Source organism: Streptomyces sp. NPDC051738 (genome assembly GCF_044453205.1).
Classification (GTDB): Bacteria; Actinomycetota; Actinomycetes; order Streptomycetales; family Streptomycetaceae; genus Streptomyces.
Window position 1 is genome coordinate 112,972 of record NZ_JBITCM010000014.1, and the last position, 12,983, is coordinate 125,954.

Here is a 12,983-nt window from a genome sequence, read left to right on the forward strand (position 1 = left end):
CGAGGAGTGGACACATGACAGCCACGGACATCGGCAGCGCCGACTCTCCCATTCTGCCCGAGGCCGGGCTCCGTCAGTTCCGCGACGACGGCTTCGCGGTCGTACGCGGGCTGTTCGGGTACGACGAGATCGACCGGCTCCGCGGCCGGTTCACGGCGCTTCACGCGGCCGGGCCGGTGCCCGGGCACTTCGAGCCGCGTCCGTCGGGCGGGGATCCGCTGGGTGAGTATCCGAGGGTGATGCAACCGCACGAGATCGACGAGCTGTCGCTGCGGGTGCTGCTCGATCCGCGGTTGCGCGGCGTGCTGGAGGTGCTGCTCGGGGAGGAGGTGCTGGCCGCGCAGAGCATGTTCTACTTCAAGCCGCCGGGAGCCCGGGGGCAGGCGCTGCACCAGGACAACTTCTATCTGCGCGTCGAGCCGGGCACGTGTGTGGCGGCGTGGATCGCCTGCGATGTGATCGACCGGGACAACGGTGGGCTCGAAGTGGTCCCCGGCACGCATGAGATGGATCTGTTCTGCCCGGAGACGGCGGACTCCGAGGTGTCCTTTGCGCGGGAGTACGTCGCGCCTCCGGCGGGGTTGGCGGCGGTTCCGGTCGATATGGAGCCGGGGGATGTGCTGTTCTTCAACGGGAGTCTGGTGCATGGGTCGCAGCCCAACGGGACGGACGATCGGTTCCGGCGGTCGTTCATCGGGCACTATGTGGGGCGTTCGGCCGAGCGGATCGGGGCGTATTACCGGACGGTGTCTATGAGCGGTGATCGTGTGCCGTTGGACGAGAGTGAGGGGGCGGGCCCGTGCGGTAGCGAGTTCGCGCCATACGGGCCCCACTAGTTCGTCGGCTGCGGGTGCGTTGTGGTTGCTCGCGCAGTTCCCCGCGCCCCTAAAAGGGGCGTCTCAGTGGCCGGTGATCGGATGGGGGGCGTAGGGCTGCTCCAGCTCCTCCAACTCCTTTTCGCTCAACGCGAGTTCTACCGCCCCCACCGCGTCCTCGATGTGCTGCGGCCTGGCGGCGCCGATGATCGGGGACGCCACCGTGTTCTGGTGGAGGAGCCAGGCCAGGGCGATCTGGGCGCGTGGGACGCCGCGTTCGGTCGCTACGCGGGTGACCGCCTCGACCACGACACGGTCGCTGTCGACGTACAGCCGGCTGCCGAAGTTGTCGGTGGCGCTGCGTTCGGTGACCGTGCCCCAGTCGCGGGTGAGCCTGCCGCGCGCCAGCGGGCTCCAGGGCAGGACACCGACGCCCTGGTCCGCGCAGAGCGGCAGCATCTCGCGCTCTTCCTCGCGGTAGAGGAGGTTGTAGTAGTTCTGCATCGAGACGAACTTGGTCCAGCCGTGCCGCTCGGCCGTGTGCTGCATCTTGGCGAACTGCCAGGCGTACATCGAACTCGCCCCGATATAGCGCACCTTGCCCTCCTTGACCAGGTCGTGCAGCGCCTCCATCGTCTCCTCGACCGGGGTGTGCGGGTCGAAGCGGTGGATCTGGTACAGGTCGACGTAGTCGGTGCCGAGGCGGGCGAGGCTGTGGTCGATCTCCGTCATGATGGCCTTGCGGGAGAGGCCGGCGCCGTTGGGGCCGGGCCGCATCCGGCCGTGCACCTTGGTCGCGAGCACGATCTCGTCCCGGCGGGCGAATTCGCGCAGCGCCTTGCCGACGATCTCCTCGCTGGTGCCGTCGGAGTAGACGTTGGCGGTGTCGAAGAAGTTGATCCCGGCGTCCAGCGCCTGCCGGATCAGCGGCCGTGATGCCTCCTCGTCGAGGGTCCACTCGTGCACGCCGCGGTCGGGGAGCCCGTAGGTCATGCAGCCCAGACAGATCCGCGACACGTCCAGGCCCGTCGAACCGAGCTTCACGTACTGCATCGTTGCTGCTCCTGCCTTCGGGGTGGGGTACCAGGGGGAGCGTACGTGGTGCCGGCCGGCGACCCCCGCTTCCCGCCGCGCCCTTGACGAGCACCGTTCCCCGGCGCTTTGATCCTGGGCGTGCCCGCGCTCACGGCCGGCACACAGAGGTGCGCCCAGCCGGTAGCGGGCCAGGGGGTGTCGATCCCCCGGGCCTCCGAGTCCGGCCACAGTCGCCAGGTTCGCCGAGGCATCTCGGGTCCGAGGCGGGGTCGTACCCGCGATTGATGGAGCGGACATGCCCGCCAAGGGTGTTTCCCGCGTCGGAGGTCTCGGGACGGCCGCGGTCCTGATCACCACCGTCGCCCTGACGTTGACGTCGTGCGGTTCTGCACAGCCCACTCAGCGCACACCAGAACCCAGCAAGGAAATCCGGCTTCCCCCGCGGCACGCCGGTTTCGACTACCAGATCGGCGGCGCCTATCCCCCGCCGGCCGGCGTCCGCATCGTCAGCCGGGACCGTACGGCCGCCCCGGAGCCCGGCCTCTACAACATCTGTTACGTCAACGCCTTCCAGACCCAGCCGGACGAGCGGACGTCGTGGCCCGTCGACCTGCTGCTGCGGGACGCGCACGGCAAGGTGGTGGAGGACGAGGACTGGGGCGAGGCGCTGCTCGACGTCGGCACGCCGGGCAAGCGCGAGCGGGTCGCCGCGCGCGTCAACCGCTGGATCGACGGCTGCGCCGCCCGGGGCTTCGACGCGGTCGAGCCGGACAACTACGACAGCTACACCCGTTCCCGCGACCTCCTGAGCGCCGACGACGCCACCGCCTTCATCGCCCTCCTCGCCCGGCACGCGCACGCCCGTGGGCTTGCGATCGCCCAGAAGAACACGGTCGAGCTCGCGGGGCTGTGCAAGGGGATCGGGCTGGACTTCGCGGTGGCGGAGGAGTGCGGCACGTATGACGAGTGCGGGGCGTATGCCAAGGCCTTCGATGACCGGGTGGTCGTGATCGAGTACACCGACAGCGGGCTGCGCAAGGCACGTGCGGACTTCGGGCAGCGGCTCAGCATCGTGCGCCGGGACGTGCTCGTGTCGACGCCTGGCAGCGGCGGCTACGTCCGCAAGGTGCGGTGAGCGCGATGCCGTACGGGATCGCTCGGCGCCGTCTGCTGCTGGGTGGCACGGCCGCGGTCGGGGCGCTCGCGGGATGTTCGGCGGGCGGTTCGGACGGGGTCGGCGCCGACGGGCGGGTGACGGTCGAGCTGTGGCACGGTCAGGTCGACACGGGGCGAGCGGCCGTGGAGGCGCTGGTCGGCGAGTTCAATCGCACGCACCCGGCGATCCGGGTGGACGCGGGCGGTGGCGGGGTGCTGGCCGACGCGATGCTGCAGAAGGTGACGGCCGCCTTGGCCGCCGGTTCCTATCCGGACGTCGCCTACATCTTCGGCTCGGACCTGGCGAGCGTGGCCCGCAGCCCGCGCGTCGTCGACCTGACGTCGGCGCTGCGCACGGGGCCGACGCCCTGGGACACGTACTGGAAGCCGGTGCGGGACGCGGTGACCGTCAACGGCCGGATACGGGCGGCACCCGCGCTGCTCGACTCGCTGGCCGTCGTCTACAACAGGGAGTTGTTCCGTCGCGCCGGTGTGCCCTTCCCGCGACCCGGTTGGACCTGGGGCGAATTCACCGACACGGCACGGCAGTTGACCGATCGCGGGCGCGGCGTATTCGGCACCGGCTGGCCCGGTACCGGCGACGAGGACACCGTGTGGCGGCTGTGGCCGATGATCTGGGACCTCGGCGGCGAGATCGTCGCCGCCGACGGCAGGCACATCGGCTTCGCGGAGCAGGGTGCACGGGCCCTGGACACGCTTGCCCGGCTCGTCCGCGACCAGAGTGTGTACGTCGACCCGAAGCCCGGCAGCGAGCAGATGTACCAGGTGTTCCTTGGCGGCCGCATGGCCATGGTCGCGACCGGCCCCTGGCAGCTCCCCGACATCGTCGACGCGGGGCTCGACTACGGGGTCGTCCCCCTGCCGACGTACAGCGGACGTCCGGTCACCATCTCGGGGCCCGACACCTGGACGGTCTTCGACAACGGCTCCGCCCGCTCCCGCGCGGCCGTGGAGTTCGTCCGGTGGATGACGCAGCCGGTCCGGGACGCGCGGTGGGGCGTCCGGGCGGGGAGTCTGCCGCTCAGTACGGGGACCGCGAGCCGGGTGGAGTGGCGGCGGCACAGTGCGCGTACCACGGGCCTCGACGTGTTCACGGACGCGCTGCGCTCGGCCCGGGTCCGGCCCGTGCATGCCGCGTATCCGCAGATCTCCCAGGCGCTCGGCGAGGCGATCGTCTCCGTGCTGCTCGGCCGGGCCTCCCCCGCCGACGCCGTCCGCCGCTGCGCCGACAAGGCCGACGCGGCCCTGCTGATCCCCAGGTGACTTCCGCTGACTTCTCCGGTTCGGGAGACCGTCATGTCCACACTGCCCCGCCCCCTCACCCTCCCGCCCACGTCCACGACCGCCACCCACGTCGCACGCCGCCGGGCCGCCCGCCGGGAGCGGGCCACGGCCTGGGCGTTCATCGCCCCGTCGGTCGTGGTGATCCTCGGCCTGAGCATCGTGCCCGTCGTCTGGTCGCTATTGCTGTCGTTCCGGGCGGACGACCTCGTCACCCCCGGCCGCTGGGTCGGCCTCGACAACTACCGGGCCCTCGCCCAGGACCCCAACTTCCGTACGGCCGTGGGCAACACGCTCCTGTACGCCGGGCTGTACGTCCCCCTGAGCCTGGTCGGCGGTCTGGCGATGGCCCTCGTGCTGAACCGCCGTATCCGCTTCGTCGGCCTCTACCGCACTCTCGTCTTCATCCCGTTCGTGGTGTCGGCGACGGCGCAGGGTGTGCTGTTCTCCTTCATCCTCGACCCGGAGTTCGGCGTCGCGGGCGCGCTCCTCGACGAACTCGGCGTCTCCCGGCAGGGTTTCCTGTCCGATCCCGGCCAGGCGCTGTATCTGCTCGTGCTGATCTCGCTCTGGAGCGGGCTCGGATTCTGCGTCGTGGTGTATCTGGCCGCCCTTCAGGACGTGCCGCCCGAGCTCGTGGAGGCCGCGCGTCTCGACGGTGCCGGGCGCGGACGGGTGCTGTGGCATGTCACGCTGCCGGCGCTCACACCCGTGACCGTGTTCCTGCTGCTGTGGCAGTTCATCATGGCGTTGCAGGTCTTCGACCTGATCTATGTGACGACGAAGGGCGGGCCGCTGGGTTCGACGACGGTCGTCGTCTACTTCGTCTGGCAGCAGGCCTTCCAGATGTTCACCGCCGGATACGGGGCGGCAGCGGCGTACGTCCTCGCGGTGGCGCTGTTCGTGGCGGGCGGTGCGCTGCGGGTCGTGCGGCGCCGGGCGGAGAGGGGTGCACGGTGAGCGCCCCCCGGAACGCCGCCCGGCATCTGGTGCTGGCGCCACTGGCGCTGTGCTTCGCGCTGCCGTTGGTGTGGCTGGTGCTCAGCTCGGTGATGACGGACGCGGAGATCAACCGGTTCCCGCCCGCGCTGTGGCCCGAGGGCGTCGATCTGGGCGGCTACCGCTATGTCCTCGGCAACGCGATGTTCCCGCGCTGGTTCGCCAACTCCCTGATCGTGGCCTCGGCCGCGGTCGCGTCGAATCTGCTGCTGGGCGCGCTCGGCGGCTATGCCTTCGCGCGGATGCGGTTCGCGGGGTCGCGGGTGCTGCTCGGGTTGATGCTGGCGACGATGGTGGTGCCGTTCCAGCTGACGATGATCCCGACCTTCCTGGTGATGAAGTGGCTGGGGCTGATCGACACGCTGGGCGCGCTGATCGTGCCATCGCTGGTGACGCCGTTCGCGGTGTTCCTGTTCCGGCAGTTCTTCCTCTCGCTGCCGAGGGAGATGGAGGAGGCGGCCTGGATCGACGGGTGTTCGCGGCTGCGGGTGCTGTTCTCGATCGTGCTGCCGCTTGCCCGGCCCGCGCTCGCCACGGTCGCCGTACTGACCTTCCTGACCACCTGGAACGACCTGTCGTGGCCGCTGATCGCGATCAACCACGACACGCAGTACACGCTCCAGCTGGGGCTGACGACCTTTCAGGGGCAGCACCACGCACGGTGGTCGGCGATCATGGCCGGCAATGTGCTCACCGTGCTGCCGGTGCTGGTCGCGTTCCTGCTGGCGCAGCGGACCTTCGTCCAGTCGTTGACGTCCAGCGGACTCAAGGGGTGAGAGGCATGTCGTTCGACCTGGTGGTGATCGGGGACGCCAATCCCGACGTGATGCTGGGGCCGGTGCGCGAGGTGGCCTTCGGGCAGCGTGAACGGCTCGTGGAGCAAGGGCGGCTGGTGCTCGGCGGGTCCGCGGCGATCATGGCGTGCGGGGCGGCGCGGCTGGGGTTGCGGGTCGCGTTCGTGGGGCGGGTGGGTGACGATCCGGCGGGGGCCTTCGTACGGCGGGAGCTGGCCGCGCGGGGCGTCGACGTCGGCCATCTGGTGCGGGACCCCCGACTGCCCACTGCGCTCACGGCGGTTCTGGCGGCGGGCGACGGCGACCGTGCCGTCCTCACCTCACCCGGCTGTCTGGCGGCGACCGGCCCGGACGACGTACCGCCTCGCCTCTTGGCCGCCGCACGGCATGTGCACGCCGCGTCGTTCTTCCTGATGCCACGGCTCGCGCGGTCGCTGGCCGAGGTGTTCGAGCGGGCCCGCGCGCACGGGGCGACGACCTCGCTGGACACGAACGACGACCCCGCCGACCGCTGGGACATCCCTGGCCGGGACCCGCTGCTCAAGGTCACCGATGTCCTGCTGCCGAACGCGACCGAGGCCCGCGCCCTGTCCGGCTGCGACCAACTCACCGACGCCGCCGCCTCGTTGGCCCGGTCCGGGCCGACCGTCGTCGTCAAGGACGGCGAGCGGGGTGCCCTCCTCTGCGGGGGCGACCAGCTGCTGACCACTCCCCCGGTGCCGGTGGACGCCGTCGACGCGGTGGGCGCGGGCGACAGCTTCGACGCCGGGTTCGTCGCCGCGCGGTTGCGCGGGCTTGATCTGCGGGCGTCCCTGGCGGTGGCCGCGGCCTGCGGCGCGCTGTCGACGCGTGCTCATGGCGGTACGGCGGCGCAGGCGACGTGGGCCGAGGCGTGTGCCGCGGCCGATCTGGAAGGAGTTCGATGAGTTCGACGTCGGAAGTGAAGATCGCGTTCGTGGGGGCCGGCAGCGTGGTGTTCACGCAAGGGCTGCTGGCCGACCTGTTCGCCTTCCCCGAGCTGGCGCACGCGCGCATCGCCCTGCACGACATCGCCCCGGAGCGCCTGGCCACGGCGAAGGGCGCCGCCCGCCACATCGCCGAGGTCCGCGGCGCCAAGCCGGTGATCACCGCGCACCTGGACCGGCGGGCGGCGCTGGCGGACGCCGACTTCGTCGTCAACATCGTCCAGGTCGGCATGAACGAGGCCACCCGCACCGACTTCACGGTCCCCGCCCGCCATGGCGTGCGCCAGACGATCGGCGACACCCTCGGGATCGGCGGCATCTTCCGGGCGCTGCGCACCTTCCCGGTCCTGAAGGCGATCGCCGAGGACATGGCCGAACTCTGCCCGCACGCCCACCTGTTGAACTACACCAACCCGATGGCGATGAACGTCCTCTACCTGAGCCGCATCGCCCCGGAGTTGAAGGTGACGGGCCTGTGCCACTCCGTGTACTGGACGATGCACGACCTGTCCCGGATCGTCGGCGTCCCCTTCGAGGAGGTGACCTACCTGGCCGCGGGCGTCAACCACCAGGCATGGGTCCTGCGCTTCGAGCGCGCCGGACAGAATCTGTACCCCCTGCTGGACGAGGCGATCACCCGCGACCCCGGGCTGCTGCGCCGGGTCCGCGTGGACATGTACCGCAGGCTCGGCCACTACCCGACCGAGACGAGCGAGCACTCCGCCGAGTACGTGCCCTGGTATCTCGGGCACGCGGACGAGATCGAGCGGCTGCGGATCCCGGTCGGCGCCTACCTGCAGATCATCGAGGAGAACACCGCGAGCTACGACCGCACCCGCGATGCCCTCGCCGCGGGCCGCCCGCTCCCGGTGGAGGGGACCCTGGAGTACGCGCCCCAGATCATCCACAGCGTCCTCACCGGCACGCCCCGCACGGTCTACGGCAACGTCCCCAACCACGGCCTCATCGCCAACCTCCCGGCCGACTCCGCGGTCGAAGTCCCGTGCCTCGTCGACGGGTCGGGCGTGCGGCCGACCCGCGTCGGCGCACTTCCCCCGCAGTGCGCGGCCCTCAACAGCGCCTACGTCTCCGTCACCGACCTGGTGGTCCGCGCGGCCACCGACGGCGATCCGCGCCACATCCGCCACGCCGCGATGACCGACCCCGCGACGGCCGCCGCACTGCCGGTGGAGCGGATCTGGGACCTGTGCGACGACCTCGTACGGGCACACGGGGAGTTGTTGCAGCCGGAGTTGCGGGCGGAGCTGGGGCACTGACGGGGTCCGGACCGATCCGTCAGGGTCCCTACGCAGTCAGCCGGATCAGCAGCACGCCGGGGGTGTGGGGCAGGGTCACTCGCAGTCCGTCCCCGTCCCAGCTCGCCGTGCCGGCGGTCGGCGCGGACGGGTGCAGGATCTCCGTACGGACCTCGCCTCCCGCCAAGTGCGGTACGGGAAGCCGCAGTTCGGCCTCCCCGCCCCGACGCCACACGGAGACGTAGGAGGAACCGCCCGGCACCCGCATCCCGAGGGCCAGCCACTCGTCCGTCCACCCCGGCAGACCCAGCGGCCAGAACGGAACAGCCGCCGCGAGGTCCCCGCGGATCGACTTGTACGTGCTCACCGCGTCCCGTACAAGCCCGAACTGGTGCTCCGACATCCGGTCGAGGTGGCCGGACAGATGGATGCGGCCGAGCAGCGCCCCGCCCAGGGTGAAGTTGATCAGGTCGTCGTCGAAGTCGGGCTGCGGGTAGGCCCAGACGGCGCCCTGCTCGGGTGGGGCCGCGGTGGGCGCGGAGGCCGCGATGGGCGGGTAGCTCAGAGGGTCCTGCTGGTCGCTGGTGGACTGGAGCTGGGCGACGGCGAGGGTGGCACCGTCCATGCGCATGCCGCCGGAGGCACAGTTCTCGACGACCAGACCGGGGTGACGGTCCAGGACCTCGGACAGCCACTCCAGATACGCCTGGGCATGGCCGAGCAGTCCGGCCCCCGGAGCGAGGTCTCCCGGGGCGCAGGTTCCCGGGTCGACCACGATGTTGTAGTCCAGCTTGAGGTAGCCCACGCCCCAGTCGCCGACGATCCGGTCCACCGTCTTGTCGAGGTGGGCGCGGGCGGCAGGGTGGCGCAGATCGAGCTGGTGGCGGCCCTGTTCGGCGAGGCGCACACCGTCTCGCTGGAAGAAGGCCTCCGGCGGAAGCTCGGCCGCGATCGGGCTGCGTACGCCCACGACCTCCGGCTCCAGCCACAGCCCGGGCACCATGCCGCGCTCCCGGATCCGGTCCAGGACCGCCCGGATCCCGCCCTCGGGAAAGCGCCGTGCGGACGGCAGCCAGGTGCCGACGCTGTCCCACCAGCCGCCGTCCGCGGAGTCGTCGTACCAGCCGGCGTCCACACAGAAGTACTCGGCGCCCGCTTCCGCCGCCGCGTCGATCAGGGGCAGCAGCTTCTCCGTGGTCGGGTCGCCCATCAGTGTGTTCATGTAGTCGTTGAAGACGACGGGGAGCGTGCTGTGGTCCGGGTGCGGGCGGCGGACGGCACGGCGGTACGAGGTCAGCGCGCCCATCGCCGCGTCGAGCCCGGGGCCGAGGGCCAGTGCGGCCTGCACGGTGGTGTACTCCTCACCCGGCGCGAGCCCGACCCGCCACTGGTGCTCGGCGTCGGTGGGGCCGTTCAGCGCCAGGTAGGTGCCGCGCTCGTGTTCGCCCAGGTCCCAGCGCCAGCCGGCCGGGGACTCGATCTGCCACAGCCAGGTCCGGCCACCGTCCCGTTCCGTCAGCGCACCCATCGCGAGGTGGCCGTCGGTGGGCCAGCTGCCGCGCCCGGTGAGGTGGAGGGCGGCCCGGCTGTCGTGCTGGTGGACCCGGACGTTGATGTCGGCGACGGTCGCGCGCAGCGGCTCGGCCCACCAACGGCACTCCGCCAGCCAGTCGTTGCGGGCCCGGTGCACGTCGAGGGCGTCCGGCGCGGGTAGGCCGCCGAGGAGAAGGCTGCTGACGGACTGGACGACCAAGGGCTCCGTGCCCTCGTTGCGCAGCCGGACCCGGGAGCGGAGCACCGGCACCCCGGTGGGCGACGACAGCTCGACGAACGCCGTCAACCCGCTTGCCCGGTCGTGGAGTTCGAGGGTCAGCCACTCCCAGTCGGCCCGACGGCCGCTGCGGTGGGCCCGGTGGCGGAGCCGCGAACCGAGGGCGGTTCCTGTGAAGCGCGAGCCGGACCAGCCGCTGCCGTGGCCGAGGGCGGTCAACTCCACCAGCGGCAGGGCCGACTCGGGGTCCACCCGGTCACCGGGACCGCTGCCGAGCCGGACGAGCCGCAGTGTGCCGTCCGAGGCGGTGGCGAACTCGACCTCCAGTGCCGAATGTCCCCAACTGAGCGTATTTCCAGGTGCGTTGGAGACTTCACTCGTCGCGTCCGCCGTACCGGTCAAGGTACCTCCCCGCGTGAATCCATCGTTACGGTCTCTTGACGACCTCTGTGTGACCGGTCACAATCCTCGCATGAATGTGACCGGTCACACAAGGCGCCCGGCGAGCATCCGGGACGTCGCGAGCGCCGCCGGCGTCTCGTACCAGACCGTCTCGCGGGTGATCAACGGCCATCCCAGCGTCAAGCCCGCGACCCGGGAGCGGGTCCTCGCCGCCATCGACGAGCTGGGCTTTCGCCGCAACGCCACCGCGCTCGCCCTGGCCAGCGGACGCAGCCGGGCCGTGACCGTGCTCACCGCCAACACCACCCACTACGGCTACGCGTCGATCCTCCAGGGCATCGAGGAGGCGGCTCGCGCCGAGTCGTATGCGGTCGGGATAGGCGTCCTGGAATCGGCGGACGAGGCCGCCGTCGCCGCCGAGGTGCAGCGCGCGGCGGACGCGGGCGGCGGACTGATCGTGATCGCATACGATCCGGCCGGCGTACGGGCCCTGGACGCCGTCCCCGCCGACCTACCGGTCGTCGGAGTGATCGAGACCCCGGCGAGCCCGCCCGACCCCGGCCGCCCCTGGGTGTGGGCCGACGACCGCGAGGCCGCCTACCAGGCCACCCGGCACCTGCTCTCCCTCGGCCACGAGACCGTGCACTACGTCGCCATCCCGTCCAGCACCCGGCGCACCAGCGCCCGCACCACCGGCTGGCGGCAGGCGCTGAAGGAGGCCGGGGCGCCGGAACCCCGTCCCGTACAGGGCAGTTGGGGCCCGGCGGGCGGCCACGCCGCGGGCCGGAAGCTGGCGAAGGACCCGGCCGTCACCGCGATCCTGTGCGGCAACGACGACCTCGCGCTCGGCGTGCTCCGCGCCCTGCACGAGGCCGGCCGGTCCGTGCCGGGCGAGGTGAGCGTGGCCGGGTTCGACGACGCCCCGCACTCCGCGTATCTGACCCCGTCCCTGACGACCGTACGCCTGGACTTCACCGGCCTCGGGCGGGCCGCCTTCGCCCTGCTGCACGGGGCGCTGGAGGAGTCCGCGCAGGTCGCCCCGCACCCCGTCTCCGTACCGGAGCTGGTGGTGCGGGAGAGCTCGGGGCCGCCGCCCGTCCACGACTGAGATCTCGGTACCGCCGCACTGAACACCCGGTTCACGAAAGGCACTTGAGGTACGTGATGAAGACGAGAGCCCTCCCCGCGCTGGCCCTGATATGCGCCTGTGCCCTGGCCGCCACCGCGTGCAGCGACCCCACCGCGGGCGACTCCGGCACGGACGCCGAGCAGACCGCGGTGAATCCGACCGCCCGCCTGGACGGCGTGAAGCTGACCATGTGGACCGCGCAGAACACGGTCACCGCGCCCAAGCAGGTCGTCGACGCCTTCGAGAAGGCGACCGGCGCCGAGGTCGAGACCCAGGCGATCCCGGACCCGTACGAGTCGAACGTGCCGACCAAGCTCGCGTCCGGCGACCGCCCCGACCTGATGTTCTGGCAGCCGTCCGTCTCCACGCTGCCCTTCGTCCAGCCGCAGCAGAACCTCCTCACCCTCGACGGGGAGCCGTGGGAGGTCAGGCTCGGCGACACCGAGAAGTCGCTCGGCGTCATCGACGGCAAGCGGTACGCGGCGATCGTCACCAGCCCGGCCATGCTGGGCGTCTACTACAACAAGGACGTCTTCAAGCAGGCGGGCCTCGCCGAGAAGGACTTCCCGAAGTCCTACGACGAGCTGCTCGCGCTGGGCCACAAGGTCGTCGACGACACGGACGCGGCCGGCTTCTACGAGGCCGGCGGCGACAAGTGGCCCCTGCAGTGGCAGACGCAGATCCAGCTGACCGACCTCGACCAGCAGTGGTGGGACGGGCTGAACCAGAACAAGGAGAAGTGGACCGACCCGGTCGTCGTCGGCGCGATCAAGAAGTACAAGGAGAAGCTGCTCGACGCCGGACTCGCCCAGAAGAACTACCGCACCGGCACCTTCACCGGTCAGGCCGACGCGCTGTGGAAGGGCGAGGTCGGCATGGTCCTCAACGTCACCTCCTTCCAGAGCCAGTTGCAGGCCAAGTACTCGACCGCCGAGATCGACAAGAGGATCGGCTGGTTCCCGGTCGCCAACTCCTCGGCCACCGGCCTGTACTCCCCCGACCAGACCAACGGTGTCGTCGCCTTCAAGACCGGCGACGAGAAGCGGCAGAACGCCGCCCGGCAGTTCCTGGCCTTCTGGCTCGGCCCCGACTACGCCGACTACATCAAGGCGATGAAGATTCCGTCCGTGCAGCCGTCCGTCCCGACGCCGGACGGGCTTCCGCAGACCTCCAAGGACCAGGTCGCCGCCCTGCCCAAGGCCGCCGGCGTATTCCAGGCCAAGGCGATCGTGGCGCCGGACACCCACCTCTACCTCGCCGACATGATCTTCGACAAGAAGAGCCCGCAGCAGGTCGCCCAGGCCATCCAGGACCAGTTCGCGCAAGTGGCCAAGGCCCAGGGCGCGACCGGGTTCTGACC

At 71.1% G+C, this 12,983-nt stretch carries 11 protein-coding genes; 9 read left to right on the forward strand and 2 right to left on the reverse strand.

All coding sequences use genetic code 11. The features are described from left to right. Window positions 1-14: 14 nt before the first annotated feature. Window positions 15-836 (forward strand): phytanoyl-CoA dioxygenase family protein, encoded by an 822-nt coding sequence (locus ACIA8X_RS30000; RefSeq protein WP_399459574.1) that lies wholly within the window; start codon window positions 15-17, stop codon window positions 834-836. Between the two features lie 63 nt (window positions 837-899). Here the strand turns inward: ACIA8X_RS30000 and ACIA8X_RS30005 are convergent, their stop codons facing one another. Beyond that, window positions 900-1,868, reverse strand: a complete 969-nt coding sequence (locus ACIA8X_RS30005) for an aldo/keto reductase (RefSeq protein ID WP_399459575.1) — start codon at window positions 1,866-1,868, stop codon at window positions 900-902. A gap of 277 nt (window positions 1,869-2,145) precedes the next feature. Here ACIA8X_RS30005 and ACIA8X_RS30010 point away from each other — a divergent pair, with 277 nt between their 5' ends. Genes ACIA8X_RS30010 through ACIA8X_RS30035 form a run of 6 tightly spaced genes read left to right on the forward strand, consistent with a single transcriptional unit; the run spans window position 2,146 to window position 8,342 of the window. Then, entirely contained in the window at window positions 2,146-2,985 is an 840-nt protein-coding gene (locus ACIA8X_RS30010) for an endo alpha-1,4 polygalactosaminidase (protein ID WP_399459577.1), read from the forward strand. A 5-nt stretch (window positions 2,986-2,990) separates the two neighbouring features. Continuing rightward, window positions 2,991-4,289 (forward strand): ABC transporter substrate-binding protein, encoded by a 1,299-nt coding sequence (locus ACIA8X_RS30015; protein ID WP_399459578.1) that lies wholly within the window; start codon window positions 2,991-2,993, stop codon window positions 4,287-4,289. A gap of 33 nt (window positions 4,290-4,322) precedes the next feature. Beyond that, complete coding sequence (locus ACIA8X_RS30020; protein WP_399459579.1) at window positions 4,323-5,267, forward strand: carbohydrate ABC transporter permease; 945 nt, start codon at window positions 4,323-4,325, stop codon at window positions 5,265-5,267. Beyond that, window positions 5,264-6,082: a carbohydrate ABC transporter permease gene (locus ACIA8X_RS30025; RefSeq protein WP_399459580.1), complete on the forward strand. Its 819-nt coding sequence runs from the start codon at window positions 5,264-5,266 to the stop codon at window positions 6,080-6,082. The genes ACIA8X_RS30020 and ACIA8X_RS30025 overlap by 4 nt, the downstream gene beginning before the upstream one ends. A gap of 5 nt (window positions 6,083-6,087) precedes the next feature. Beyond that, entirely contained in the window at window positions 6,088-7,026 is a 939-nt protein-coding gene (locus ACIA8X_RS30030; RefSeq protein WP_399459581.1) for a carbohydrate kinase family protein, read from the forward strand. After that, window positions 7,023-8,342 (forward strand): alpha-glucosidase/alpha-galactosidase, encoded by a 1,320-nt coding sequence (locus ACIA8X_RS30035; RefSeq protein WP_399459582.1) that lies wholly within the window; start codon window positions 7,023-7,025, stop codon window positions 8,340-8,342. Before ACIA8X_RS30030 ends, ACIA8X_RS30035 begins: the two co-directional genes overlap by 4 nt. A 28-nt stretch (window positions 8,343-8,370) precedes the next feature. Here the strand turns inward: ACIA8X_RS30035 and ACIA8X_RS30040 are convergent, their stop codons facing one another. Continuing rightward, window positions 8,371-10,494, reverse strand: coding sequence for a glycoside hydrolase family 36 protein (locus ACIA8X_RS30040; RefSeq protein ID WP_399459583.1), 2,124 nt, complete (start codon window positions 10,492-10,494; stop codon window positions 8,371-8,373). 70 nt (window positions 10,495-10,564) lie between these two features. On the opposite strand from ACIA8X_RS30040, the gene ACIA8X_RS30045 reads away from it, so the two are divergent. Continuing rightward, entirely contained in the window at window positions 10,565-11,602 is a 1,038-nt protein-coding gene (locus ACIA8X_RS30045) for a LacI family DNA-binding transcriptional regulator (protein ID WP_393447011.1), read from the forward strand. A gap of 56 nt (window positions 11,603-11,658) precedes the next feature. Further along, a complete protein-coding gene (locus ACIA8X_RS30050) occupies window positions 11,659-12,981 on the forward strand; it encodes an ABC transporter substrate-binding protein (protein ID WP_393447013.1) in 1,323 nt (440 codons plus the stop codon). The last annotated feature ends 2 nt before the right edge of the window (window positions 12,982-12,983 follow it).

Bases quoted from the DNA above. Each gene is read 5' to 3' on its own strand.
- ACIA8X_RS30030 (WP_399459581.1), top strand. From the start codon at position 6,088: ATGTCGTTCGACCTGGTGGTGATCGGGGACGCCAATCCCGACGTGATG.
- ACIA8X_RS30005 (WP_399459575.1), bottom strand. From the start codon at position 1,868: ATGCAGTACGTGAAGCTCGGTTCGACGGGCCTGGACGTGTCGCGGATC.
- ACIA8X_RS30000 (WP_399459574.1), top strand. From the start codon at position 15: ATGACAGCCACGGACATCGGCAGCGCCGACTCTCCCATTCTGCCCGAG.
- ACIA8X_RS30015 (WP_399459578.1), top strand. From the start codon at position 2,991: ATGCCGTACGGGATCGCTCGGCGCCGTCTGCTGCTGGGTGGCACGGCC.
- ACIA8X_RS30045 (WP_393447011.1), top strand. From the start codon at position 10,565: ATGAATGTGACCGGTCACACAAGGCGCCCGGCGAGCATCCGGGACGTC.
- ACIA8X_RS30035 (WP_399459582.1), top strand. From the start codon at position 7,023: ATGAGTTCGACGTCGGAAGTGAAGATCGCGTTCGTGGGGGCCGGCAGC.
- ACIA8X_RS30010 (WP_399459577.1), top strand. From the start codon at position 2,146: ATGCCCGCCAAGGGTGTTTCCCGCGTCGGAGGTCTCGGGACGGCCGCG.
- ACIA8X_RS30020 (WP_399459579.1), top strand. From the start codon at position 4,323: ATGTCCACACTGCCCCGCCCCCTCACCCTCCCGCCCACGTCCACGACC.
- ACIA8X_RS30050 (WP_393447013.1), top strand. From the start codon at position 11,659: ATGAAGACGAGAGCCCTCCCCGCGCTGGCCCTGATATGCGCCTGTGCC.